Origin of the sequence: Bradyrhizobium sp. HKCCYLRH3061 (genome assembly GCF_051168015.1) — a bacterium.
Taxonomy (GTDB): Bacteria; Pseudomonadota; Alphaproteobacteria; order Rhizobiales; family Xanthobacteraceae; genus Bradyrhizobium.
Genome location: NZ_JBNPUE010000005.1, coordinates 134,456 through 158,810, shown reverse-complemented (window position 1 = coordinate 158,810; position 24,355 = coordinate 134,456). Strand labels below are relative to the sequence as shown.

Annotated in this window: 23 protein-coding genes; 10 read left to right on the top strand and 13 right to left on the bottom strand. The window is 66.3% G+C overall.

The genetic code is table 11. The features are described 5' to 3' along the window. Positions 1-37: 37 nt before the first annotated feature. Positions 38-2,455: a spermidine synthase gene (locus ACQR2C_RS11460; protein WP_434881154.1), complete on the top strand. Its 2,418-nt coding sequence runs from the start codon at positions 38-40 to the stop codon at positions 2,453-2,455. Positions 2,456-2,459: 4 nt separating this feature from the next. Here the strand turns inward: ACQR2C_RS11460 and ACQR2C_RS11455 are convergent, their stop codons facing one another. The 3 genes from ACQR2C_RS11455 to ACQR2C_RS11445 all read right to left on the bottom strand — a co-directional run bounded on the left by ACQR2C_RS11455 (position 2,460) and on the right by ACQR2C_RS11445 (position 5,652). Further along, entirely contained in the window at positions 2,460-3,083 is a 624-nt protein-coding gene (locus ACQR2C_RS11455) for a 2OG-Fe(II) oxygenase family protein (protein WP_434881153.1), read from the bottom strand. Positions 3,084-3,176: 93 nt separating this feature from the next. Beyond that, the gene (locus tag ACQR2C_RS11450; RefSeq protein WP_315802992.1) at positions 3,177-3,506 is read right to left on the bottom strand and encodes a hypothetical protein; all 330 of its coding nucleotides are present in this window, start codon (positions 3,504-3,506) and stop codon (positions 3,177-3,179) included. A 121-nt stretch (positions 3,507-3,627) separates the two neighbouring features. Next, positions 3,628-5,652 (bottom strand): hypothetical protein, encoded by a 2,025-nt coding sequence (locus ACQR2C_RS11445; protein WP_316180617.1) that lies wholly within the window; start codon positions 5,650-5,652, stop codon positions 3,628-3,630. 281 nt (positions 5,653-5,933) lie between these two features. Here ACQR2C_RS11445 and ACQR2C_RS11440 point away from each other — a divergent pair, with 281 nt between their 5' ends. Genes ACQR2C_RS11440 through ACQR2C_RS11420 form a run of 5 tightly spaced genes read left to right on the top strand, consistent with a single transcriptional unit; the run spans position 5,934 to position 9,579 of the window. Further along, entirely contained in the window at positions 5,934-6,818 is an 885-nt protein-coding gene (locus tag ACQR2C_RS11440; protein WP_315803165.1) for a peptidylprolyl isomerase, read from the top strand. Next, a complete protein-coding gene (locus ACQR2C_RS11435; RefSeq protein ID WP_434881152.1) occupies positions 6,815-7,795 on the top strand; it encodes a HupE/UreJ family protein in 981 nt (326 codons plus the stop codon). Before ACQR2C_RS11440 ends, ACQR2C_RS11435 begins: the two co-directional genes overlap by 4 nt. A 17-nt stretch (positions 7,796-7,812) precedes the next feature. After that, the gene (locus ACQR2C_RS11430) at positions 7,813-8,424 is read left to right on the top strand and encodes a HupE/UreJ family protein (protein WP_315802989.1); all 612 of its coding nucleotides are present in this window, start codon (positions 7,813-7,815) and stop codon (positions 8,422-8,424) included. Further along, a complete protein-coding gene (locus ACQR2C_RS11425) occupies positions 8,421-9,041 on the top strand; it encodes a HupE/UreJ family protein (RefSeq protein ID WP_316180613.1) in 621 nt (206 codons plus the stop codon). Before ACQR2C_RS11430 ends, ACQR2C_RS11425 begins: the two co-directional genes overlap by 4 nt. Before the next feature lie 46 nt (positions 9,042-9,087). After that, positions 9,088-9,579, top strand: a complete 492-nt coding sequence (locus ACQR2C_RS11420) for a prepilin peptidase (protein WP_434881151.1) — start codon at positions 9,088-9,090, stop codon at positions 9,577-9,579. A 19-nt stretch (positions 9,580-9,598) separates the two neighbouring features. On the opposite strand, the gene ACQR2C_RS11415 is transcribed toward ACQR2C_RS11420, so the two are convergent. The 10 genes from ACQR2C_RS11415 to ACQR2C_RS11370 are packed head-to-tail and all read right to left on the bottom strand — an operon-like array spanning position 9,599 to position 17,756. Further along, complete coding sequence (locus tag ACQR2C_RS11415) at positions 9,599-10,237, bottom strand: hypothetical protein (RefSeq protein WP_434881150.1); 639 nt, start codon at positions 10,235-10,237, stop codon at positions 9,599-9,601. Further along, positions 10,237-10,800, bottom strand: coding sequence for a type II secretion system protein GspM (gene gspM, locus ACQR2C_RS11410; RefSeq protein ID WP_315802985.1), 564 nt, complete (start codon positions 10,798-10,800; stop codon positions 10,237-10,239). The genes ACQR2C_RS11415 and gspM overlap by 1 nt, the downstream gene beginning before the upstream one ends. Then, positions 10,797-11,867 (bottom strand): PilN domain-containing protein, encoded by a 1,071-nt coding sequence (locus ACQR2C_RS11405; RefSeq protein ID WP_434881149.1) that lies wholly within the window; start codon positions 11,865-11,867, stop codon positions 10,797-10,799. The genes gspM and ACQR2C_RS11405 overlap by 4 nt, the downstream gene beginning before the upstream one ends. Continuing rightward, positions 11,864-12,808, bottom strand: a complete 945-nt coding sequence (locus ACQR2C_RS11400) for a general secretion pathway protein GspK (RefSeq protein WP_316237892.1) — start codon at positions 12,806-12,808, stop codon at positions 11,864-11,866. The genes ACQR2C_RS11405 and ACQR2C_RS11400 overlap by 4 nt, the downstream gene beginning before the upstream one ends. Then, positions 12,808-13,530: a PulJ/GspJ family protein gene (locus ACQR2C_RS11395; RefSeq protein ID WP_434881148.1), complete on the bottom strand. Its 723-nt coding sequence runs from the start codon at positions 13,528-13,530 to the stop codon at positions 12,808-12,810. Before ACQR2C_RS11395 ends, ACQR2C_RS11400 begins: the two co-directional genes overlap by 1 nt. Beyond that, positions 13,530-13,928: a PulJ/GspJ family protein gene (locus ACQR2C_RS11390; RefSeq protein ID WP_434881147.1), complete on the bottom strand. Its 399-nt coding sequence runs from the start codon at positions 13,926-13,928 to the stop codon at positions 13,530-13,532. The genes ACQR2C_RS11395 and ACQR2C_RS11390 overlap by 1 nt, the downstream gene beginning before the upstream one ends. Next, complete coding sequence (locus tag ACQR2C_RS11385) at positions 13,921-14,385, bottom strand: prepilin-type N-terminal cleavage/methylation domain-containing protein (protein WP_434881146.1); 465 nt, start codon at positions 14,383-14,385, stop codon at positions 13,921-13,923. The genes ACQR2C_RS11390 and ACQR2C_RS11385 overlap by 8 nt, the downstream gene beginning before the upstream one ends. Continuing rightward, on the bottom strand, positions 14,378-14,860 hold the full coding sequence (gene gspG / locus ACQR2C_RS11380) for a type II secretion system major pseudopilin GspG (protein ID WP_315802979.1): 483 nt from the start codon (positions 14,858-14,860) through the stop codon (positions 14,378-14,380). The genes ACQR2C_RS11385 and gspG overlap by 8 nt, the downstream gene beginning before the upstream one ends. 20 nt (positions 14,861-14,880) lie before the next feature. After that, positions 14,881-16,092 carry a type II secretion system F family protein gene (locus ACQR2C_RS11375; protein ID WP_434873039.1) on the bottom strand — a complete coding sequence of 404 codons (1,212 nt, stop codon included), beginning with the start codon at positions 16,090-16,092 and terminating at the stop codon, positions 14,881-14,883. 8 nt (positions 16,093-16,100) lie between these two features. Beyond that, a complete protein-coding gene (locus tag ACQR2C_RS11370) occupies positions 16,101-17,756 on the bottom strand; it encodes a GspE/PulE family protein (protein ID WP_434846633.1) in 1,656 nt (551 codons plus the stop codon). A 255-nt stretch (positions 17,757-18,011) separates the two neighbouring features. Between ACQR2C_RS11370 and gspD the strand changes: the two genes are divergently transcribed. The 4 genes from gspD (at position 18,012) to ACQR2C_RS11350 (ending at position 24,315) form a co-directional block, all read left to right on the top strand. Beyond that, positions 18,012-20,315 carry a type II secretion system secretin GspD gene (gene gspD, locus ACQR2C_RS11365; protein WP_434881145.1) on the top strand — a complete coding sequence of 768 codons (2,304 nt, stop codon included), beginning with the start codon at positions 18,012-18,014 and terminating at the stop codon, positions 20,313-20,315. Continuing rightward, positions 20,287-20,835 carry a tetratricopeptide repeat protein gene (locus ACQR2C_RS11360; protein ID WP_316180596.1) on the top strand — a complete coding sequence of 183 codons (549 nt, stop codon included), beginning with the start codon at positions 20,287-20,289 and terminating at the stop codon, positions 20,833-20,835. The genes gspD and ACQR2C_RS11360 overlap by 29 nt, the downstream gene beginning before the upstream one ends. Before the next feature lie 243 nt (positions 20,836-21,078). Continuing rightward, positions 21,079-22,953: an alkaline phosphatase family protein gene (locus ACQR2C_RS11355; protein WP_434881144.1), complete on the top strand. Its 1,875-nt coding sequence runs from the start codon at positions 21,079-21,081 to the stop codon at positions 22,951-22,953. A gap of 243 nt (positions 22,954-23,196) precedes the next feature. Beyond that, positions 23,197-24,315 carry a hypothetical protein gene (locus ACQR2C_RS11350; protein ID WP_434881143.1) on the top strand — a complete coding sequence of 373 codons (1,119 nt, stop codon included), beginning with the start codon at positions 23,197-23,199 and terminating at the stop codon, positions 24,313-24,315. Positions 24,316-24,355: the final 40 nt, after the last annotated feature.

Genomic DNA, 24,355 nt, shown 5'->3' with positions numbered 1-24,355 from the left:
GACGCGCCAGCTCGCCCTCGCCCTGGGCACGGAGATGATGGCCGTGCTCGGCGCCATCGCCGGATTTTTTGCCGGGCTCGCGGTGGGCGCCTTCGTCCTCGATGGCCGGATCCGCCGCGTCGCCAATCCGCACCGGCTCTATGCCGTCCTCGAAGCGGTCATCGGCCTGTGGGGGCTATGTGCGATCTGGTTGCTTCCGGCGAGCGCGCGCGCCCTGGCGCCGCTGCTCGGCACGGCTCCCTCCCCCCTCCTGTTGTGGAGCGCGAGCTTCCTGCTGCCGACGCTGGTGCTGTTGCCGGCCACGGTGGCAATGGGCGGCACGCTGACCGCGCTGGAACGCATGACGTCCGCAGCGCACGGCACGCGGTCCGTCAGCGCCGGCGTCTACGGCGCGAACACCGCCGGCGCCGTCGCCGGCACGCTGCTGTCCACCTTCGTGCTGATCCCCGCGCTTGGATTGTCGACGACGCTGCTTTGCCTGGCAGCCGTCAACGCGGCCTGCGCGCTCGCAGCGCTTCGCCTCGGCCGAGCCGTGCAGGCCGACGCTCGCGCGCGTGACGATAGCAGGCATGCTGTCACCGGCCTCCGCCTGACGGCAACTCTGTTCGTCACCGGCCTGCTCGGCATCGCGTTCGAAGTGCTGGTCGTGCGCCTGGCCGCGCAGATGATGCAGGACACGGTCTATAGCTTCGCCTGTCTGCTGGCGGCCTATCTGCTGGGCACCGCGATCGGCGGCATGATCTGGCAGCGTTTGGGGCCCACGGTTGCACGCGGCAGAACCGTTCTGATCAGCCTCACCGCACTCGTTGGCCTCGGCACGGCGATCATGACGCCCTTGCTTGGCGGCTTCGCCGATAGCGCGGCGAGCCTCGGCGTCGCCGGCGAGCTCGGCATCGCGCTGGCGCTGCTGCTACTGCCCGCGATGGCGATGGGTGCCTTGTTCGGCCAGCTCATGCAGGAGGTCCGTGACGGCCGGGGATCGGTCGGCTGGGCCGTCGGCATCAACAGCGTCGGCGCAGCCATTGCACCGCTGGCCGCAGCACAGCTGCTGATTCCCGCTTTCGGTATCTGGAGGGCATTGATCCTCGTTGCCGTCGGATATCTGCTGTTGCTGCAGCCGCAACGCGTCGTGCTGCGGTGGGCCGCGGCGCCCGCTCTGCTTGCGCTCGCGCTGTTGTGCCTTCCCGCCCCCCTGCTCATCAAGGTCCCGCCGGGCGGCAAGCTTCTCGCCGTGCGCGAGGGACCGATGGCGACGGCAAGCGTCGTCGACGACGCCTCGGGGGCACGCTATCTCGAAGTGAACGGCCACTTCCGCATGGGCGGTACCAGCTCTGTGCGGTCCGATTTCCGCCAGGCCATGCTGCCGCTGCTCTTGCATCCGGCGCCGCGCAGCGCGCTCTTCCTCGGTGTCGGCACCGGCGCGACCGTGCTCGGCGCAGCGCAGATGCCGGATCTCGACGTGCGCGCGGTCGAACTCTCCTCCGAGGTCGTCGCGCTGCTGTCCTGGTTCGACAACCCCGCGGCCGAGAAGGAAAGACCGCCGATCGCCGTTGCCGACGCCCGGCGCTTCATCGTCGCCCACGACGGACGCTACGACGTGATCGTGGCCGACCTGTTCCACCCGGCGCTGGATGGCAGCGGCGCGCTGTACACGGTCGAACATTTCGCGGCCGTCAAGCGGAGGCTGGCGGCCGAGGGCGTGTTCTGCCAGTGGCTGCCGCTCTATCAGCTCGATGCACCGTCGCTGCGGGCGATCATCAGAAGCTTTCTCGCGGTCTTCCCACACGGGTCAGCCTGGCTGAACCATTACAGCGTGCGCACGCCGATGCTGGCCCTGATCGGATCAGCGGCCCCGGACCCGATCGATCCCGAGCTCCTCGCCGCACGGTTTTCCGACCGGAAGCTTCACCCGATCATTCAACCGCTCGGCTTCGATCAGCCGATCGACCTTCTCGGCCAGTATGTCGCCGGCGCGAAAGCACTCGCGAGCTTCGCCGGTCCGGGACCGCACAACACCGACGATTTCCCGTTCGTCACGTTCGACGCGCGCAGCAACGTCCACGCTCTCTCCGCGGCCCCATGGCAGTTGCTGCTGACGGTCCTCAATCAGACAAAGACGGACGCGGGCGAACTGCTGGGCGACTCGAAGCGTGGAAGCTGGGAGCAGCGGCTCGGCGCTTATTGGCAGGCTCGCAACCGATTCATCCAGGCCGGCGCGGCGCTGACCGGCGAACCGCGCGGACCGGCGCTCATTGCAGCCGCCGCGCCCGGCCTCCTGGATTCCATTCGCGCCAGCGCCGAGTTCGAGCCGGCCTATGCGCCGCTGATGAGCATGGTGAAAGCGCTGCTCGGATCGGATCGCGCGGCTGCAGAACGCCTGCTTCGGGCGATCGATGCCGCCGCGCCGTCGCGACACGAGGCGCGCGACCTGCGGTCGCGCGAGTTCGAACGATAGCGCGTCAGGACGCGAAGCTGACGCGGTAGCCCCAGCAATCCAGATGATCAGGAATCGCGTTGAAGGCGATCGTGATGCGCTGGTCGCCCTGATTGCGCGGCACCTCATGGTAGAGATAGCTCGGGAACAGCACGAGATCGCCGGGCTCCGCCTCGGGCAGCACATATTTGCCGGCATTGAACGGGCCGACGGCGGCACTGCGGGTATGGTGGCGGAACGAGAAGTCGCTGCCGCCCGGCGGCCGCACGAACACGGTGCGGCTACCAGGATGCGACGGCGTCAGATAGAAGATGCCGGAGATGAAGCTGTTGGCGTGGGCGTGCAGGGTCTGGTTGCCGCCGGTCTCCAGCATGTTCGTCCACATCTCCTTGACCGTCCAGCGCAGCTTCTCGCCGAACAGCAGCTCGCCGAAATCGACCAGCTTGGGCACCGCGAGCTCGGCGATGGTCTGAAACAGATTGTTGGCGCGGGGATCGGCGACCTCGGTGTGGAACAGCTGTCCGGATCGCAGATTGTTCTCGATCTTCGAATTGCGGATGGCAGCCACCGCCGCGTCCTTGAGCTCGACGCTCAACAGCGCGGGCGAACGCATCAACGGTATCGGAAAAAGAGCTTCGATCTGGTCCATGTCTCAAGGCCTTGCATGCGCCGCAACAGGACCGACAAATTGCCGACTTGCATGACAGCCGGATGACGAGAGGCGAGACGCGGTGCGCGCCCGTCAGCGCGTCGGCATTTCGTCGGCACGAAGAATATTGAGCCGCTCGCCGGGCTTCAGGCTGTGGGGCCGGTCGCGTACTTCCAGCACGGCCCGCTCGGCCTTCTCGACGCAGTCATCGAACTCGCCATTGCCGGCCTCGACCAGCGCCTGCTGAATGTCCCGCTCGGCGAAATAGCGCGACACGTCGTCCGCCGGCAAGGTCGCCGCCTGTGCGCGTGCCTCGGCCACCGCGGCATCGCATGCCTCCTGCGTCGGTTCCTCGTCATGCGCCGATGCGACAACGGTCGTGAGAGCCAGGATGGCGAGAATCACAGCGGACAAGCGAGGCATCACGTCGAGGACCCCCAGGGCAAAGCAGGTTGCAAAGACGAAGCGCCGGTTCGCAAACCGGCGCTCCGAGTAAGCTGGATCCGGCGGGACGCTATCGTTCCGCCGGATCGATGCCGATCAATCAGTCGCGGTTGAAGGCCCAGCGACCCCAGTGGCCCCAATGGCCCCAATGATCCCAGTCGTGCCAGTGGTGATGATCGTGAGCCAGCTTGCGTGCCAGCTCCTTGTTCTTCTCGACCAGCAGTTCGGGCGCACCGTACGGACGGACGAAGATCGGGTTCGCATAGAACCAGACGTTCGACCAGGCCTGCACGTCGTTGGTCACCTTCTTCACGCCGCCGACCGTGCCGAGGTGCGACGGACATGCCGGATCCGTGCAGCTGACGGTGGCGTTGTTGGCATCGAGCAGCGGATTGCCGGCGCTGTCGGACACGTTCGGCGTGGCCGGCGGGATGTTGGTGCCGCGGGCGCGGATGTAGAAGGGAGTCTTGCCCGCGATGAAGGTGGTCCTGAAGCTGAGCCGGACCGAACCGTCGCGCAGCTTGCGGCTCTGCATCTTGGTCGCCTGGATCTGCTTCGCGATCTTGGCCGAGGGGTTGTAGACGATGGCCGCACCGGCGACGCCGCTCGCATTGGCCACGGCATAGCCCGGGGCGCCCGGCGCGATCGGGCCGGTGATGTCACCGGTGATCAGATCGACGTGGTCGAGCGAGGGCTTGTTCAACGGCTGCTTGATGCCGACCGGCAGCAGCAGCGGATTGTTGAAGCTGTACGGGCTGTTGTTGGACGCCGGAACGGTCATCTCCATCTCGAGCGTGACCTTCTCGCCGGGACGCACGACCAGCGTCTCGCCCATCGTCTTCCAGTCGTAGTCCCATTCACCCTTCGCACGAAACTCCATGTCGGAGTCGATGATGTCGGCGTTGACCGAATAGGAGTTGCCCGAGCGCATGCCGTCAATGATGGACTGCTGGGAGAAGCGCCGCTCGTTCGGCACGTACAGCCTGGTGTACTCGCCGGGGATGAAGTCCGCTGTCGTACCCGGATCGCGCGCGCCATAGACGCCGCGGCTGTGCCAGTCCGAACTCTGGAACAGGAAGAAGTTGCGGCCTTCGCCGAGCAGACCGTCCCAGAGCCCGCCAACCTTGGCGGTGTAGACGCCCTGCATGCCGTAGGTGCCGCCGCCGACCGCGCCCGAGCCATAGGAGCCCGAGCCGCCGTTCACGCCGCCCTCGGCCATGTGACCCGGGGCTTCGATACCGAACGCGACCGTCGGGCCGGCGTTGTTGAAGTCACGGAAGTGCTCGATGTTGTAGCCGGCCGAGCCGTTCGGGTTGAACGGTCCCTGCCGCTCGGTATGGGTCGGCACCGCGTAGGATTGCAGCGGATGGTTCGCCTGCAGCCAGGCGATGCCGGCAACGGCCTTCTGGTGACCGGCCGTGCCGGAATTGTTGACATTGTCCTTGCCGGCCCAGACCGGGTTGTTGCTGGCATCGACCGGACCGATCGCGTCAGTGTCCCCGCGGTCGAAACGATATTCGAACTCGGCCATCTTGTCGGCATTGCCGTAGCCACGCGGGTTCTGGCCGGCGATCACGGCGACGTCGCCATGCTCGTGACCGGGCAGGATCCACTCGAGGCCTTCGACCAGCACCTTGTTGTAGGTCGCGGTGCGATTGACGATGGTCGGATACTCGACCTCCTTGATCGACTGCCAGCGCCACATCTTGGCGTTGGTGTCGGTGCCGTTCGGCGTGCCCTTCAGGCTGGTGATCGTGATGCCGTCGATGGTCTTGCCGAGCGTCTGGCTCCAATAGGTCGTGGTGTTGTCGCCCGGGATGTTGGCGCTCGCATCGCTGAAGCGGCAATCGCGGTTGCCCGAACCGCCGTGGTTTCCCAGGGTGAACCAGTCGAGATCGAAATTATTGCCGCCAGCAGCCGCGGTGCCCTTGCCGACCGAGCGATCGATCGCATAGCCGGCTGCGACCGAGCCGTCGGTGCAGGTGTTGTGGTTGTGCATGTCGCCCGCGACATACGGATTGTTCTTGCTCGTTTCCCCCCAACGCTCCCCGGCGTCGGCGCTTTGTGACAGAGCCAGCGAGACCGAGGCCGCTGTCAGCAGGATTTTCTTGGTAGATGGAACCATTATCGTCGCCCCTAAAGAATTCGATCGATCTCCAAACCGAGATGACAACGCGACCGATGCGCCGTCGTCATTCGCGGCGCGACCAAACCAAAACTCGGAGACAGTTTGTTGAAGGATTTATTTTTGCTGGTGCCATCTCCACGGCCATCGCGATCCGCAATCGTTGCGAAATTTTTGTGACACTGACGTTTGCCCGGTGACAACGGCAACTGTGCCGTTGCATATACGCGCCGCGCAACGAGCGCAGCCCGAGTTGTAAAGAACGTATGTCAGCCCCTGCCATGTCGAATGCGGCGCAGACCTTTGAGAGCGCCTCTGCACGCTCCAATCAGCAAGATGGCAACAGCTCTTCCCCAGCGCGAATATCATTCGTGACCGCCCTGCGTGGGCTCGGCAGGGAGCCGCTCCTGCACTTCCTTGTTCTGGGCGGACTGATCTTCGCGGCCGACGCCATCATCCATCCGCCAGCGAAGGACGAGAAGGTCATCACCGTGACCAAGGCGCTGCGCCAGTCCTTCATCGACACGTTCGACGAGGACAAGCAGCGCACCCCGAGCGAGGCCGAGCTGCAGAAGATGGTCGAGGCCTGGGTCGCCAGCGAAATCCTCTATCGGGAAGGCAAGACGCTCGGCGTCGACCGCGGCGACGAGATGATCCGCGACCGTGTCGCGTTCAAGCTGCAATATCTGATCTTCGATCAGGTGCGCGTGCCGCAGCCAAGCGACGAGCAGTTGCGCGCCTGGTTCGCCGACAATCATGCGCGGTTCGACGAGCCCGAGCGTGTCAGTTTCTTCATGACGCCACCCAGCGACGAACCGACGGCGCGGCGCTATCTGGACGACATTCGCGAGCAGCGCGAATCGGAGGAGCTGCGCGATCAGACGCGCGCGGTTCTCGACCGGCCGGTGCCGAGCCTGGCCGCCGGCTTCGGCGACGGCTTCAGCGAAGGCCTGCTCAAGGCGCCCCTCCAGGAATGGATCCTGCTGCAGTCGAAAGACGGGTGGCACGTGGTTCGTCTCGACGCCCGGACGCCGGGCGCGCCTGCGAAACTCGAGGACATCCGCGCCGAGGCAGCCAAGATCTGGCACACTGAAGAGACACGGAAACGGGCCTGGGAGGCGGTGAGCCGGCTCAAGGCCAACTACACGATCAGGTACGAGCCGTGACCGGCGCGCGCGCCCTGATCGCCATCGTGCTCGCGTTCGCAGCGCTGCTGCCTGGGCGGCCGGCGGCTGCGCATCAGGCGACGATCGCCGTGCTCGAATTTCGCGAGATGCGGCCCGGCGCGTATATCGGGCGATGGACGACCTTGCCGAAGGATGGCGTCAACCGCATCGAGCTCAAGATGCCGCCGCATTGCTACCTGCGCCTGCCGGAACTCAATTGCGGCGACAAGGGCCTCGTCGGACAGATGACGATCGGCAATCTCGGCGAGGACATGTCGGCTGCCATCATCCGCGTGACGTCGCTCGCTGGAGAGACGCGCAGCTACACGATCTCAGCGGCCAATCCGGTCGTGACGGTGCTGGGCACCGATGCGCCGACGCTCGAGACCTGGCTCGAGCTTGCCAAGACCTACGTCAACCTCGGCATCGACCACATCCTGCTCGGCGCCGATCACCTGCTGTTCGTGCTCGGGCTGATCTGGATCGTCCAGGGCGGCTGGCGCCTGCTCAAGACGATCACGGCCTTCACGATCGGCCACAGCGCCTCGCTGGCTGCAACGGCGTTCGGCTTGATCGGCGTTCCCGAAGGCCCGCTCAACGCCTGCATCGCGCTCAGCATCGTGTTCGTCGGCGTCGAGATCATCAAGCAGCAGCGCGGCGAGATCGGGCTGACCGCCCGCTACCCCTGGGCCGTCGCCTTCAGCTTCGGTCTCGTCCACGGCATCGGCTTCGCCAGCGCGCTCGCGAGCCTCGGCCTGGAGCGGCGAATCCTGCCCGCGGCGCTGCTCTTCTTCAATGTCGGCGTCGAAGTCGGGCAGATCCTGTTCGTGCTGCTGGTGCTGGCACTGATCTGGGCGCATCGCCGGCTCGGCGCGGCGCTGCCGCGCTGGGGCGCCGAGCTGCCGGCCTATGCGATCGGCTCGGTCTCGATGTTCTGGTTCCTGGGCCGCCTGGTGCGGGTTCTGGCGGCCGCATGATGATGAATGGGACGAACATGATCGCGCGCAAACTCCTGCACGCCGTGTTGGGTGCGGCTTTGCTCTCGCTGCTAACTGCGAATCCTGGCTTTGCCCATGAGCAGACCGGCGTCGGCGGCGGCCTCGCCAGTGGTCTGCTGCATCCCTTGACCGGGCTGGATCATCTGGTCGCAATGGTCGCAGTCGGCATCTGGGGCGCGCAGCTCGGCGGCGCGGCGATCTGGATCCTGCCGGTCGTCTTCCCGTTGGTGATGGCGTTCGGAGCCGTCCTGGGAATCCTCAAGATCGGTCTGCCCGTCCCGGAGCTCATCATCGCGCTGTCAGCGCTGGTCCTTGGCCTCGCTGTCGCCCTGCGCGTCCGTGTCCCGTTCGCGATTGCGGCTATCATTGTTGCGATCTTCGCCATCTTTCATGGCCACGCGCACGGCATCGAGCTCCCGACGGCGGCGAATCCCCTGGCCTATGGCTGCGGCTTCGTGGTCGCGACCGGTCTTCTCCACGCCTGCGGCATCACCATCGGCGCGCTCGCGCGCTGGCCCGGCGGCGAGCGTATCATCCAGGGCGTCGGCGCAGCCATCGCCGCGCTCGGCGGCTACTTCCTGATCGCGAGCCTCGGAGTCGCGGCATGAGGACGTACCACCGGACCGCCCTGCTCGCATCCGTGCTGCTGCTGGCGCAAGCGCAGCTCGCCGATGCGCATATCGTATCGGCCCGGCTCGGTGACTTCTACGCCGGCGCCCTGCATCCGCTGCTCACCCTGCAAGACGTCGTGGTCTGGGCCGCGCTGGGATTGCTGGCCGGCTCGCTCGGTGCGGCGAGCGGACGCTGGCTGGTCGTGGTGTTTCCGCTCGGCCTGTGCGCGGGGCTGGCGCTCGCCGCCGGGTCGGGGCTCGCCCCGGCTTCCCCGCTCGTCGACGCCGCGACCATTCTCATTCTCGGGCTGCTGCTGGCCGCGGCCTTGCGCATTCCCGTGACATTGCTGAGCGCGATCGCATTCATGCTCGGGCTGATGCGCGGCGCAGCGAATGCCGGCGAGCTCGTGCCGCAGACCGACCGTCTCCTGTACGCCGCCGGGCTCGCCAGTGCAGGCTATGTCGCCATCACCCTCGTGATGGCGCTCGCGCTCACCTTCCGGCGTCCTGAAACCGAGCCGGTATCGAGCTGGCGCGGAATCGCCGTGCGCGCGGTCGGTGGCTGGGTCGCCGCGATCGGCCTGATGATGGCGGGACTATCGCTCGCGTCCTGAGCAGGCCTATGCTCGGGCGATCCGACACCGCCAATCCCCACCTCGCGTGACCGACGCCATCAATATCGCAGCCATTGCCGTGCTGCTCCTGACCTGCGCCGGCCTGATCTGGACGGATCTGCGCAGCGGGCTGCTGCCCGACTGGATGAATGCGCTGGTCGCCGCCAGCGGCTTCGCAAGACTGGCGACGCTCGTCGACCTGCCCGAGGCGCTGTGGAATTGCGCCGCAGCCCTCGCGATCGGCTTGGCGCTGCTGCTGCTGCGGCTGCTCTACGCAATGGCCCGCGGCCGCCAGGGACTGGGCCTCGGCGACGTCAAGTTTCTGATGGCTGCAACGCTTTGGGCCGGCCTGCCAAATCTGCCGATCCTGCTGCTCATCGCCACGACGACGGCACTCGCTGCGGCGCTCGCTCTCTTCGTCATGGGACGACGGCTGACGGGCCAGACGGCGCTGCCGTTCGGCCCGTTCCTCGTCCTCGGCCTGCTGGCCGTACTCGCCCTGCAGGTCACCGGGCGCGAATTGCTCGTGACCTTCTGATTGCCGTAAGCCGCTGACCTCAGCGCGCCCGCCGCGCCATCCGCTCGCGTCCGCCCGGAGGTGCGGGCGGGGTCATCGGTCCCGCCTGCACGTCGCCGCTGCCGGCTGTGCCGAGCTGCGGCATTTGCAGAGTGACGGTCTCCGGCGCCTTCAGCAGCGAGGCTTCACGCGGTCGCAGCGACTGCAGCACCCATCCCTCATGCGAAGCGCCGACCCGCAAGCGCAGCGATGCCTGCGACGCCGCGTCGACGAAGATGCCGAAGCTCTCCTCGTCGCCGATCACCGTGCCGACGAGCTGCAGGTTTGGCCGTTCCGGCTCCCTCGGCGGCGCAGGCGGCGGCGCCCGCATCACCGTGACGGGTGCGGCAACCGGCGGCGGCCGCCGCGACGCCGAGAAGATCGGACGATCACGTGTCGCCGAAAGGGTACTGATCGGAACATCCCACAGCGGGTTGGCACTCCTGCCCCCCGGAGCTTCTGCGCTGGGAGCTTCTGACATGGCGGCCGGCGGTTCGGAGGCGCCGGGCGCGGGCGCGGCCTGGACGGGCGTGGCCGGCTCGAGACCATCCGCCGTCTCGCTCCAGGCACGGCTGAGCGAAGCTGCAAGCACGCACACGGTGGCAAAGGTGACGAGGCCCGAGCCTACGAACGATCGCATCACGATTTTCCTTGCCATTGACCCGACACGGTGACCAGCACGGTCAATCGTCCCACGCCGCCAGCTGCGGCGGCCAGCGGCTGCTGCACATGCAGTTGATCGACGAAGAGAAACGGCAATCCGGCCTCGAGATCATAGAGCAGCTGCTGCAACGCCGGCTGTTCGAGCTCGCAGCTTGCCACCACGCTGATCAGGTTGGTGTTGGCGCGTGCCGCCGGCAGCTCGACCTGGGTCGACAGCACGCTGCCGCCGACCTTGCTGATCGCCTCCGTGAGGCGCTGGACCAGCGCCGCGCCCGCGATGGTGACCGTTCGTCCCTCCACGAACACCGATCCACCCGGAGCCGTCGCGCTGCCTGCGGCGGAATTGCCGGCTGGCCGTTTGCGTCCGGAAAACTGCGCCAGTTGCGCGTTGGTGTCATTGAGCTGGTCGCGCCTGGCGACGAGATCGACGACCCCAGCGGCACCAAGCCAGAGCAGTGCGACAATGGTCGCCGCATAGAGGATCGCAGAAACGGCCGGTGAGTTCACGAACATGCGGCGCAGCGATGTCGACCAGTTCATGCCCGGTCTCCGAAATAGGCGTTGATGCGCGCCTCGATGTGGAAGTGCTCGCCCGCTTCGCCGGCGGTGCGCGTCGTCGGCGCGTAGAAGGTGGCGCGGCTGAACTGCTGCGACTGCTCGATCAGCCGGATCAGCGCGGGTGCATCCTGGGTCAGGCCGGATATCTGCAGCCGATCGTTCTCGACATGCATCTCGACGACATACGTCCCGTCGGGGAGGATCTTCGACAACGTGTCGAGCACGATCACGCTGGCGGGGCTGGTCTGCTTGCGCTTGGCGAGCAGCCCGTCGGCGGCGGTGGCGCCCATCGCGGGCCGCAGCGCCGCACGCAGCCGCGTGACCTGCGCCTGTGCGTCCTCGATCTCGCCATCGAGATATCCACCGATCAGCGTCGTCGCGATCAGCAGCACCGCCGTGGTCGCAGCGACCGACAGCCAGCTGAGCTTGAGCACGCGCCCGAGATCACGGCCGCCGGCAAGCGACGAACGCAGCGACGTCTTGAAGATCTGGATCGGACCGCCATCGGTTGGGCCGACGTCGGCGGTGATGACGAGCTTGGCAATGCCGACCTGATCGGCAAAGGCGAGCAAGGGCTGGACCAGAGCGCGCGGCGTTGCCGCGAGCGTCAACGCGATCCGATCACTGGCTGCGCGCCGGGCGCTGTAGCCGTAGAGGACCTGTCCGAGATTCCACGGCGTCAACCTGCCGATCTGGGTCCGGATCATGCCGTCCAGAAAAGGCTCCGCCTGCTTGGGAAAGTCGAGAGGCCGGATCAGAACGTTCTCGGCGGCCAGATGGATGTCCAGGACAGCACCGCGCAAGGTTCGCAGCCACTCCGGCGAGAGCCCGACCTGCGCCGCTCCCAAAGCCGGATTCAGCCGTGCCGCCGCCAGCATCGGTCTCGCCTTCGGCGGCGTCTGTACCGTCATGACGATCGCTTCTGGCTGATCGTAGCGGATCACGACTCGCGGGCGTCTGAGCTGCCGATCGGCGACGGCCTCGATCGCTGTAGCGACGCTTTCCGTCCACACCGTCAGTCCGCGCTCGATCGCTTCGGTCAGTTTCATGGCATCCTCCGCGCCTGAAGCGCTCCCCTCGGCTGCGGTCCCTCGTCCTGGCGCGCCAGCAGCCGATAGGGCTCCTCGCCTTCGCCGGGAACGATCACCGCCGTCGCAGTGTGACGAAGCCCGCCCGCCGGACCGACGACGATGCGCAGCCGATAAGCCTTGCTTTTGCCCTTGGCGGCGTCCTTCGCAGCAGGCCCCAACATCTTGGCGAGCGTATCGGCATCCTGTGACAACGACGCCCGTGCGTTGAGGAAATCCTTCAGGATCAGCGGCGTAATTCCCGGCAATGCGGCAACGACCTCCGGCGCCGCGATCGTCGGATCGATTCCCGGAGAACCGTTGAAGACGGTGACCAGCGGAAGCACCCGATCAACCAGCGATGCGGGAAGGCCGAGGACGAGCGACAGCTCGCCGACATGCGCGAATGGCGCCAGGCGCGGCACCCGCTTGAGACCGGCCGCCGCATAGCGCGCCTCCTCCGCCTGCGCCTTGGCTGCATCGGACGGCTTGGAGCGCCACGCAACGATCCGCTCGGCATGATCCTTGGCAGCATCGCGCTCGACGCCCAGCGTGACGAAGAGATTTTCGAGCATGTCCTTGGACGCGGTATTGAGATCGATCCGCGCCGCTTCGTTGACGAACGAGACCGCAATGTCGTTGCCTGCAAGCGCCAGGCGGAAACCGCCCTGCCTCGGCCGCTCCTCGTCCTTGGACAGCAGCAGACGATACGCCGACAGTTCGATGGCCGCCGAGACCAGCGCATCGGCCTCGACCGCCTCGTCCTCGAGCCGCAGCAACCGCGCCGAGCTGCCGAGTTGCTGCGAGACGACAACGACCAGGGCCGCCAACGCCGCAAGCATCCACAGCGCCGCGATCAGGATGAAGCCATCCTGCGCGCCGCGCCTCTGGGCAGAACCTCTGGTAAAGGAGCGAACCAGCATTAGTCGATCGGCTCGCTCTTGTTCGGCTGCGGCGGCTCGCCAGCACCCGCCGACGGATTCGCGGTGCCTGCCGCTCCGGGATCCGCAAAGCCGCCGCCCGGCGCATCGACGTGAATACGGACTGCGCTGACGAGAACGGCGGCACCGCCACGGCTGTCGTCATAAACCGTCATGCGCACGGCGGATGGTAGCTTGGTCGCATCGCGCCACTCCGACGTCCACGCCATCGTCCCGTCGGCATAGGCGAACGACATCCGGAACGGCGCCGACAGCAGCACCACGGGATCGCGGAACCGGAAATGCTCGGTCACGGGCTGGCCGACCGGCACGGGCTCGAACATGGCACGCGATCGCCGCAGAGCGCGTTCGCCCCTGCTCCCTTCCTCGCCGATGCGCACGATGTCGAGACCATGTCCGGCATTGGGGCCGAGTTCGGCGCGCACGAACATCGCCGAGACCTCGTCGCCCACGAACAACGGTCCCTTCTGCTCGCGATTGGCCGAGACGAACTGCACGGCAGCGAGATCATCGCCGACCCGCCGCAGCGCAGCGGCCACCATCTCGGCGCGCTGGACGCGATCCAATCCGCGCTTCCACGCCGGTAGCCATTGCGACGTCACCGCGGCAAGCGCCGACAACACGATGCCGGCGATCGCGAGCGCGCCGAGTGCCTCGATCAGTGCGAAGCCCTGCTCTCGGGATCGATCGGATCGGGCGGTCATCATCGCGCTCCTCGCGCCAGGCGAACCGTCTGCACATCGGCGACCGCGCCCGAGCCGGTCTTGACGCGCAAGGTCACCGCCTCCGGGATCCAGCCGGTCTGTCCCGCCGGCTCATTCCAATCGCCGCCGAGCGGCCTGACCTGCAGCACCACCGACCCGGAGCCGGAGCGCTGATCGATGCTGCCCGGCTGCAGCCGGCCGCGATCGGCCAGCATCGTTGCCAACGCCAGCCTCATGTCGGTGACCAGAGTGACATGCTGTTCGAGCTTGCGAACGCTGGCCGCGTTGCGCGACACCACGGCGCCGATGGCAATGATCGACACGCTCACGATGGCAAGCGCGACGAGCACCTCGATCAGCGAAAATCCGGCTTCACTCCGGCGATCGATCTCAACCATTGGCGAGCGCGCGCGAGACAATGTCGATCCTCCCCGTCAGCCAGTTCACCCTGATCTCCAGGCTCAGATCGGCGCGCGACAAGGTGATCGCCCCGCCGCAGGACAGGCCGTCAGGAAAGAAGGTAATCGTCGCCAGCACCGGCCGATGCTGGCAACTGCGCGGCAACGTCGCCAAGAATGCGACGTCGTCGGGCAGCTTCAGCGCAGCCGCGCTGCTGCCGGAGCGGATCAAGCGGCGCGACGTGTCGATCTCCGTGTCGACGCGCGCGCCGGTCCGCATCGATGAGGCACGGTCCGACTTCAGCAGTGTCGCCGCCTGCAACGCGTAGGCCTGCAGCCGCGGCCGCGACGTCTGCCGCGGCAGATAAGGCAGCGCGACGGACGCCAGCAGCGCGACGATCGCGAGCACGCAGACCATCTCGAGCAGCGTAAAGCCGCGCTGGCCGCCGTCATTCACTGCGCGCGCTCGTCTGCGTCGGCGTTCCCAGCACGATGTCCGCCGCCGTCCCGCTGCCGCCTTCCTGGCCATCGGCACCGTAGGACAGGATGTCGTACGGGCCGTGATCGCCCGGTGCGCGGTAGACATAGGCCGTATTCCACGGATCCTTCGGCACTGCCCCGCCCTTGAGATAGGGACCGTTCCAGGCGCTCAACCCGGCCGGCCGTTGCGCCAGCGCCGCGAGGCCTTCCGAGGTCGAGGGGTAGCGGCCGGCATCGAGATAGAACAGGTCGAGCGCCGCCGAGAAGCTCTGCAACTGGATCCGCGCCGCCTTGGTCTTGGACTCGCTTAGATAGTTCAACACGCGCGGGCCGATGAGACCCATGATCAGCCCGATGATCGTGATCACGACCAGCATCTCGACCAGCGTGAAGCCGCGCTCGTGTTCACGGTCGGCACTCTTGGCCGGCTTGCTCTGCGTGTCCGATCTCATGTCATTCTCCTTGGTAGCCATCAGCCGACCAGTTGCGTCACAGAAAGCAAAGCCGTCATGATCGAGACGATCAGGCCGCCGACAACCACGCTGATGAGCAGAATGGCGGCGGGGCCGACGATGCCGACGACGCGATCCAGGCCGCGCTGCAGCTTGGCTTCGTAGAACTCAGCGATCCGTGTCGACAGCGTCGGCAACTGGCCGGTCTCCTCGCCGAGCCGCAGCATGCGCAGCGCCATCGGCGGCAGCATGTTGTCGGCCGACAATGCCTGGGACAGCTTGCCGCCGTGACGGACGCGATCCGCGGCTGCCGACCAAGGCGCACGCGACGACGTCACGGCCATCACATCGACGAGAATGCGAAGGGCCGCGCTCAGATTGACGCCGCAGCCGAGCAGCAGGCCAAGATTGCGGCAGAACAGGCTGGTCCGATAGAACAGCAGCAGGCTGCCGACTCCGGGCATGACCGCAACGACGCTGGCCAGGCCGGCGCGAACCGCGGGCTGACGCAACAGCCACCAGCCTGCCGCGAGCAGCGCCGCACAGCCGAGTGAGATCGCGGCTGCATTGGCGCGCAGCAGATCCGACAGCGTCATGAAGAAGCCGAGCGCCGTATCGGTACGGCCACCGAAGTCACGCAGCACGGCCGAGAAATTCGGCAGCACGGCCACGAGAAAGAACAGCATCACGCCGATCGCCGCGAGGAACACGAAGGCAGGATATTGCATCGCGTCGGTCAATTTGCGGCGCGTCGCCTCCGACCGCTCGCGTTCGCCGGCCAGCGCGGTCAGCACGTGATCGAGTGTTCCCGACGATTCGCCGACGCGCATCAGCGCGACATACATCGGCGAGAACAACTGCGGCTGGGCGGCCGCCGCATCGGCGAAGCTTTCACCGGCCATGATCGCCGCACGCAGCCGCGCCACCACGGGACGGAGGCGGCCGATATCGGAATCGCCGGACAACAGATCGAGCGCGTCGTCGAGCCGCGCGCCGGCCTTGAGAAGCAGGGCCAGGTCGCGCGTGAACGTGGTCACTTCAGTCGCGGACGGAGCGCCGAACGAGAGCCCGGACGCAGCGCCGGTCCGCTCCTTTTTCTCCTCCACGGTTTCGATCGGCAGAAGTTGCAGATACGAGATGCGCCGTTCGACCTCGCTGCGCGACGGCGCGACGAGAGATCCGACGACGATTTCACCGGACTGCGTCAGAGCGCGATAGCGGTAGCTCGGCACGATCCACCTCACCGCGCCACGAGGACACGAAGCAGCTCGGAGGCCGAGGTGACGCCGGCGCGGCACTTGGCGACGCCGTCGTCGAGCATCGTCGTCATGCCTTCCCGGATCGCCAGCCGATCGATCGCGAGGCCGTCGGCACTGTCCGCGATCAGCTCGCGCAGGCTGTTGGTCAGCTCGAGCAGCTCGAACACGCCGACCCGGCCGCGATAGCCGCTCTGGCCGCATCGCTCGCATCCCCTCGGGTGCCAGGTGATGTCGCCGGGGACGAGGCCGAGATGACCAAGACGAGGATCCTGGCGGCATGTCTCTTCATCGAGCGCCTCCGGCGCCTTGCAATGATCGCAGAGCTGACGCACCAGCCGCTGCGCGATCACCGCGCGCAAGGTCGAGCGCAACAAGAAGCCTTCGACACCAAGATCGAGCAGGCGCGGCACCGCCGCGGCCGCGGTTTCGGTATGCAGCGTGGTCAACACGAGATGGCCGGTCAGCGCGGCATGGACCGCGACATGCGCCGTCTCGCTGTCTCTGATCTCGCCGACCATGATGACGTCGGGGTCCTGACGCACGAAGGAACGCAGCGCGCTCGCGAAAGTCAGCCCGATCGCCGGCTTGATCTGCGACTGGTTGATGCCGGGAATCTCGTACTCCACCGGATCCTCGACGGTGAGGATCTTGCGCTCCGGTGTGTTGAGCAGCGACAGGATCGTCGCCAGAGTCGTGGTCTTGCCGCTGCCGGTCGGCCCCGTGATCACGATCATGCCGTGGGGCAGCGTGATCAGGCGCCGGAGTGCGGCGTCGTCGCGGGTGGCGAGACCGAGACGGCTCGCGACGAGCTGCGAGCGATCCTTCGGCAAGATGCGCAGCACCGCCGATTCGCCGTGCTGGGTCGGCATGATCGCAACGCGAACGTCGATCTCGGCGCGGCCGGCGCGGATGCGCGCGGCGCCGTCCTGCGGCAGCCGCCGCTCGGCAATGTTGAGGCCGGCAACGATCTTGATGCGCGAGATCACCGCCTGCGGCAACACGCCCGCGGGCGCCGCGATCGGACGCAACAGGCCGTCGACGCGCAGCCTGACCACGAGCCCGGTCGAGAACGGCTCGATGTGGATGTCGCTGGCGCGCATCTCTACGGCCTTCTCGATCAGATCGTTCACCGCGCGGACGACCGGCGCGCCGCTGGCGAGATCGCGGAGACTCTCGATGTCGTCGTCGCGCAGCTCCTGCGCCGGCGAGATGTCGGGCTCGCCGGAATCCTCTAACCGCTGGTCCAGGACAACGGCGATATCCTCATGCGAGGCGACCTTGAAGAGAGTCTGCGGGCCGAGCACCAGCTCCGCGGCCCGGCGCACGGCCTGATCGGTCGGATCGGCCATCGCGAACACGGCGGCGCCGTCAGAATCCTTGTAGGGATAGCCGAGCACCTCGCGGAGGAAGCGGTCGGAGAACTCGCTCACCGCGGGCAGTGCCGCCAGCAGTTCGCGCAGTGCGACGCGCTCCAATCCGGTGAAGCCGGCGACCTCCTCCGCGAAAACGTCGGCGGTCAGGCCGAACCTGTCCCAGAGCGCGATCTGCGTTTCGGCCGCAGCTCCGCCTTCGCCCGCCGCTTGGGGATGGCGCTCGCGAAGATAGGCATGGAATTGGGTCGACAGTGTACCGCTCATGGCGTGATCCGGGTGGCGCCCGTGCCGGCCCATCGTCTCGGCACGCCGCTACTGGTGACCCACGTTATTGATCGCGAACATGACGGCCGTACGAATGCCGGAGGCGCCGACATTTCCGACACACACGCGGCGCAAAGGTCGGACGGCAGCCGCCAATTATACATAAGTGTCATATTGGACCGTTATGCAGGCTGCGCGGTCAAACCGAGGCGCTGCCCCGTTTCGGCCGGTCAACACGAGTAGATCGGTAAGTCCATGTTTGGTATCGGCAATCGAAGCCAGTCCGCTGCGGTTGTCAGACATGCCTCGTTGCTGGCGATCGCGGTGCTGCTCGCCTCCTGCAACATGGCAACGCTCAATTCCCAGGCCAGCGCGCCTGCCGATGTCGATGTCATCGACAAGGTGCGCTCGCTCGACATCCTGCCGCGCGACAATGCACCGGTCGCATCGATCCAGGGACGCCCCGAGGTCGAGCGCGCGAGCGCGCGGACCTATCAAGGGACCACGGTTCAGGAGGTCGCCGAGGTCAGACCGCTGCCGGCGGCGGACGGCAAGGGCTATGATCTCAATTTCGAGAACACGCCGATCGCAGTGGTCGCGAAGGTCGTGATCGGCGACATCCTCGGCGCGGGCTACGCGATCGATCCCCGCGTGCAGGGCAGCGTCAGCCTGGTGTCGGCGCGGCCGGTGCCGAAATCAGACATCCTGTTCGTGCTGGAGAGCGCGCTGCGCCTGTCCGGCGTCGTGCTGGTCCGCGAAGGCGGTGGCTACAAGCTGACCCCGCTCGGCGACGCCATCGGAGCCGGACGCGTCGACGCCGTAGCCGGCCGCGCCGAGCCCGGCTACGGCGTCTCCGTCGTGCCGCTGCAATATGTTGGTGCGCAGACGATCCTCAAGCTGATGGACAGCTTCGCGACCCGCGCCGGCAGCGTGCGCGCCGACACCACCCGGAACCTGCTTCTGATCCAGGGCACAGGAGCCGAGCGACGCTCCGCGATCGAAACCGTGATGAGCTTCGACGTCGACTGGATGCGCGGCCAGTCCGTCGGCATCTTCCCGGTCAGCAATTCGGCGCCAGAGCCGTTGATGGCGGAGCTGGAAAAGATCATGGACTCTGGTGAGAACGGATTGAGCCAGAATCTCGTCAAGCTGCAGGTCGTCAATCGCCTGAACGCGATCATGGTCGTGACGCGCAAGCCGGCGCTGCTGCAGAGCGCGGCGACCTGGATCCGCCGGCTCGATCAGGCCGACTCCGGGCGCACCAGCGTCCACGTCTACCGGGTCCGCTACGGCGACGCGCGCCAGCTCGCCAAGGTGCTCACCGACATGTTCGGCGGCGCCGGCTCGTCCTCCACCGACAGCGCCGACGGCCAGGCCGCGCCGGGCTCCGACGGCACCACGACCTCCGTTGCCGACCGGCTGTCCTTCAACACCAATGCGACGGGATCCTCGAGCGCCAGTGCCAATCCGTCGAGCCGGACCCAGGGCGCAGGCGGCCTGTCCGGCATGCAGGCGTCGAGCACGTCATCATCCAGCAGCACGCCGACTTCGACCGGACTGGAACCCCGCGCTGGCGGCAGTGGCGGGCAGTCCCTGATGCCGAACGTGCGCATCACGCCGGACACGGTGAACAACTCGCTGCTGATCTACGCCGACCGCGAGAGCTACCGCATCATCTCCGGCACGCTGCAGCAGCTCGATCAGCCGGTGTTGCAGGTCGGCATCGACGCGACCATCGCCGAGGTGACGCTCACCAACGAACTCTCCTACGGCGTGCAATCATATCTTTCGAGCAAATTCCTCGGGCTCGGCACCGATCGGGGCTCCATCAGCAACACGCAGGCGACTTCGGTCGCGACGGCCACGGCCTCAGCCGCGACGACGGCGCTGATCAACCGCGCTTTGCCCGGATTCAACTTCCTGATCGGCAATGAAGCGTCGCCCAACATGATCCTCGATGCGCTTCACACCGTGACGAGCGTGAAGGTGCTCTCGAATCCCTCGCTGGTCGTGATCAACAACCAAAGCGCCACCTTGCAGGTCGGCGACGTCGTGCCGGTCTCGACTGGCAGCGCCACCGTGCTGTCGTCGAGCAACACGGTGGTCAACACCATCGACTATCGCAACACCGGCATCATCCTGCGCGTCGTGCCGCGGATCGCCGCCAACGGCAACGTCCGGCTCGAGATCGAGCAGGAGATCAGCAACGTCGCCGCGCAGACGGCAGCGAGCCTGACGCCGACGGTGTCGCAGCGCAAGGTCAAGAGCGCGATCTCCGTCGCCAACGGCCAGACCGTGCTGCTGGCCGGCCTGATCAGCGAACAGCAGAACGGCAATCGCAACGGCATTCCGGGTTTCGACGAGATCCCGGTGCTTGGCGACGCGTTCTCGCATCAGGACAAGAAGGGCACGCGCACAGAGCTGATCATCTTCATCCGGCCGCAGATCATTCGCGACGGCAGCGATGCCCATCAGGTGGCCGAAGAACTCCGCTCCAAGCTCCGCGGATCGGTTGGAGCCAGCATCACGGATGATTTGCGTGTCCGCACCACCCGCTGATCCCCGCCAAATGACCCGGCCGACGATGCGGTGCCTCGCCGTCGTCTGCACCGCAGCCGGCCTGCTGCTCGGCGCAATCGCATCGCCTGTGCACGCCGATTCGGTTAGTGCCGCACGCAGTGCCTATGCGCGCGGTGACTTCGTCCGCGCCATGCGCGTGCTGACGCCGCCGGCGCTGCGCGGCGATCCGCGCGCGCAGGCCATGCTCGGCTTCATGTATGAGAACGGCTTTGGGACCCCGCAGGCCTATGAGGTCGCCAGCGATCTCTATTGCCAGGCCGCCGCCGCCGGCAATCCATTCGGCCAAGCGATGCTTGGCCTGATGTATGACAAGGGACATGGCGTTCCACAGGACGTCGTGCTCGCCTACAAATGGCTCAACCTCGCCGCCGGGCACGCCAAGTCGACACAGCGCAGCTACTTCCTGCGGCTTCGCAACGCCGTGGCCTCGAAGATGTCGGCCAGCCAGATCGCCCAGGGCCAGGCCCTCGCGCTGGACTGGGTCCCGGGCCAGCTCTGACCGGCATTGCCGGTTCATGGCTCGGCGAAGGCGGGCTCCCTGCAGCAATGGAGTGAAGACGGCGCGGCACGCGATGGCTGGCGCGGTGGGGCGCATTTGTCTCCTGCATTCGCGCTGCTCGGCGCATTTCACAAAACCGAAGCAAGACCGACACCACGTTGCAATTTGTTGCCGCGATAAATTGCCGCAGGCGAGCCCACATCAGCACGTGCGCGCCGCTACCCCACTCCGTCTGGAGATGTCATGACCAGAACAGTCACCCGGTCCAAGGCGCTCGCCCTTGCGACCAGCGCCGTCTTTACCGCGACCAGCGTCGCGCCAGCCTTCGCCGGAGCGGCGACGAGCACACCGATCGAGCACGTCATCATCATCGTCGGCGAGAACCACACGTTCGACAATCTGTTCGGCACGTACAAGCCGAAGCCGGGGCAGACGATCGACAATCTGCTCAGCAAGGGAATCGTCAACGAAGACGGCACGCCGGGCCGGCACTTCAAGAAGGCAGAGCAGCGGATCGGCCGCGACGAGGTTCGCTATACTGCCGAGACCGCGTCCACGGGCGCCTATGCGACGCTGCCGCAACCTTACACCACCTATGGAATCGGCCTGCCGCAGAACGTCCTCGACACCCGCTTCCCGGCCAATCTTCCCAACGGCCCCTACCAGATTTCGAAATACGTCTCCTATGCCGCCTACACCGGCGATCCGGTACACCGCTTCTTCCAGATGTGGCAGGACATCGACGGCGGCAAGCACGACAAGTTCGTGTGGGTCGAACAGACCATCGGCACCGGGTCGAACGGGCAGCCTTATCCGTCCGGCGGGTTCAACCCGATGGAAGGCGCCATCTCGATGGGGTTCTACAACATGAACCCGTTCACCGACGCCTCCGGCAAGGCCCAGCCGGGTGACGCGCCGTTCTTCAAGCAGCTCGCCGACGAGTACGCGATCAGCGACAACTATCACCAAGCGATCATGGGCGGCACCGGAGCCAACTTCCAGGCCCTCGTCACCGGCCACGCTGCGTTCTTCACCAATCCCGAGACGCTGAACGGCACCCCCGCCGTGCCCTACGCCAACCAGATCGAGAATCCCGATCCCGTCCCCGGCACCAACAACTACTACAAGCAGGACGGCTACAGCGGCGGATCCTACGTCAACTGCTCCGACCCAAGCGCGCCCGGCGTCGCCGCCGTCAACGAGCAGCTGTTCAAGAACGGCGTCACCAGCAACAACTGCGCGCCGAACCACTATTACCTCGTCAACAACTATAGCATGTTCTGGAACCAGACCAGCGCCAAGCCGAACGCGCTCGGCTCGGACAAGTTCGTGCTGCCGCCGCAGAGCGCGCCGACCATCGCCGACGTTATGACGGCGAAAGGCGTCTCTTGGAAGTACTACAGCGCCGACCGCGGTGACGACACCACCACCTTCGCCAGCAGCGTCGACGGCGTGCCGCTGCTGTTCCACTCCTATTGCGGCATCTGCGACCCGCTCACCGGCTTCAACAAGATCATGAAGACCCCGGCGGAGGAAGCCAAGCTGCAGAACTACGGCGCCTTCGTGAAGGACGTGCAGAACAACACGCTGCCGGCGGTGTCGTTCGTGCGTCCGTTCGAGGCGCTCGCCGGTCATCCCGCCGATTCGACCACGGATCTCTACGAGAAATTCCTCGAGGCGCTGATCAATCGGGTCAAGGCCAATCCTCAGCTCTGGGCCAAGACTGCGATCTTCATCACGACCGACGAAGGCGGCGGCTACTACGACTCCGGCTATGTCCAGCCGGTCGACTTTCTCGGCGACGGCACCCGGATCCCCTTCATCCTGGTCTCGCCGCTGGCCAAGAAGGGCCATGTCGACCACACCTATTACGATCACGTGTCGCTGCTGAAATTCATCGAGCGCAACTGGCGGCTGCCCACGATCTCCGCCGTCAGCCGCGACCGGCTGCCCAACCCGATCCATGACCGGGATGACCACCGCTATGTGCCGAAGAACCGTCCGGCGATCGGCGACCTGATGAACCTGTTCGCCTTCAGCGACGACGATGGTGACCACGATCATGACGGCGGCTGGCACCACCACGACCACGACGGACACTCCGGCGACGATCGCTGATCGACCGAGCGTCCACGGCTGACATCATTGCCGTGAAAAACAGCCCGCCGCAGACGATGCGGCGGGCCTTTTTGCGTCGCCAGCTGCGACAATCTCTCAGTGACGCGCCGATCCGCAACATCGTGAATCCGTCAGCGGATTGTCAGCTGATCGTCACGCCCCCGTTATCGACCCTCCGCATCGTCCCGCCGCCGCTTGAGTGAAGCGGCGCGATACAACCGAGGTCTTGGGGGATCTTGCAGAATGTCACTTCGATCATCATTCAAATCTGCCTTTCACGAACTGCTCACATTGTCGGTCACGGTGTCGTTGCTCGCGTTCGCCGCTGCCGCGCCAAGCCTCGCGCACGACCACGGCTTCGACGACGATGACGACAGCTACGCCATCGGCCTTTGGGGCGACCTACCCTACTCCACGCTGCAGGCCACCGTCGGCGTCCCGAACCTGATCGCGGACATGAACGCCCACCGGCTGAAGTTCACGGCGCATGACGGCGACCTGAAGCAGGGCTCCAATTCCGCCTGCGACGCCGGCCTCTATGCCCAGGCGCTGGCGTTCTTCAACAGTTTCGAGGCGCCGGCGATGTTCACGCCGGGCGACAACGACTGGGTCGATTGCGATCGCCCGTCGAACGGCGGCTTCAACTCGCGCGACCGGCTCGACTACGAGCGCAAGATATTCTTCTCGACACCGTTCTCGCTCGGCCAGCGCAAGCTGCGCCAGGAGGTGCAGACCGATCCGCTGTGCCTCAGCGCCAATGGCACCAAGGTCGGTTGCGTCGAGAATCGCCGCTGGACCCTCGGCCGCGTGACCTATGCGACGCTCAACATCCAGGGATCCTGCAACAATCTCTGCGACACCAACCCCGATCCGGACGAATACAATGCGCGCAATACGGCCGTGATTCTGTGGATGCAGCAGACCTTCGCTGAAGCCAAGAGGCGCAATTCCGCTGCGGTGATGTTCATCACCCAGGGCAACCCGGGCTGGGACCAAGCCGACCCGACGCGTGCGCCGCTGCGCGATCCCAAGACGCTCGCCGAAACCGACGGGCAGCCCGATGGCTTCGTCAGCTTCCTGACTGCGCTGCGTACCGAGGTCGAGGCGTTCCGCAAGCCGGTCGCCTACGTCCACGGCGATTCCCACTACTTCCGGATCGACCAGCCGTTCCTCAACGCTGCCGGCCAGCGGCTTGAGAACTTCGTTCGCGTCGAAACGTTCGGCGACAATCAGGGCAATGGCAACAACGACGTGCGCTGGCTCAAGGTGACCGTCGATCCGCGCAGTCGCGACGTGTTCTCCTTCCAGCCCGTCACGGTGCCGGCGAACCGCACCGCCGTGCCGGCGCCGACCCGCAACTGAGCCTCATAATGACCGGGTCGTCCAGCCTGGCTGGGCGACC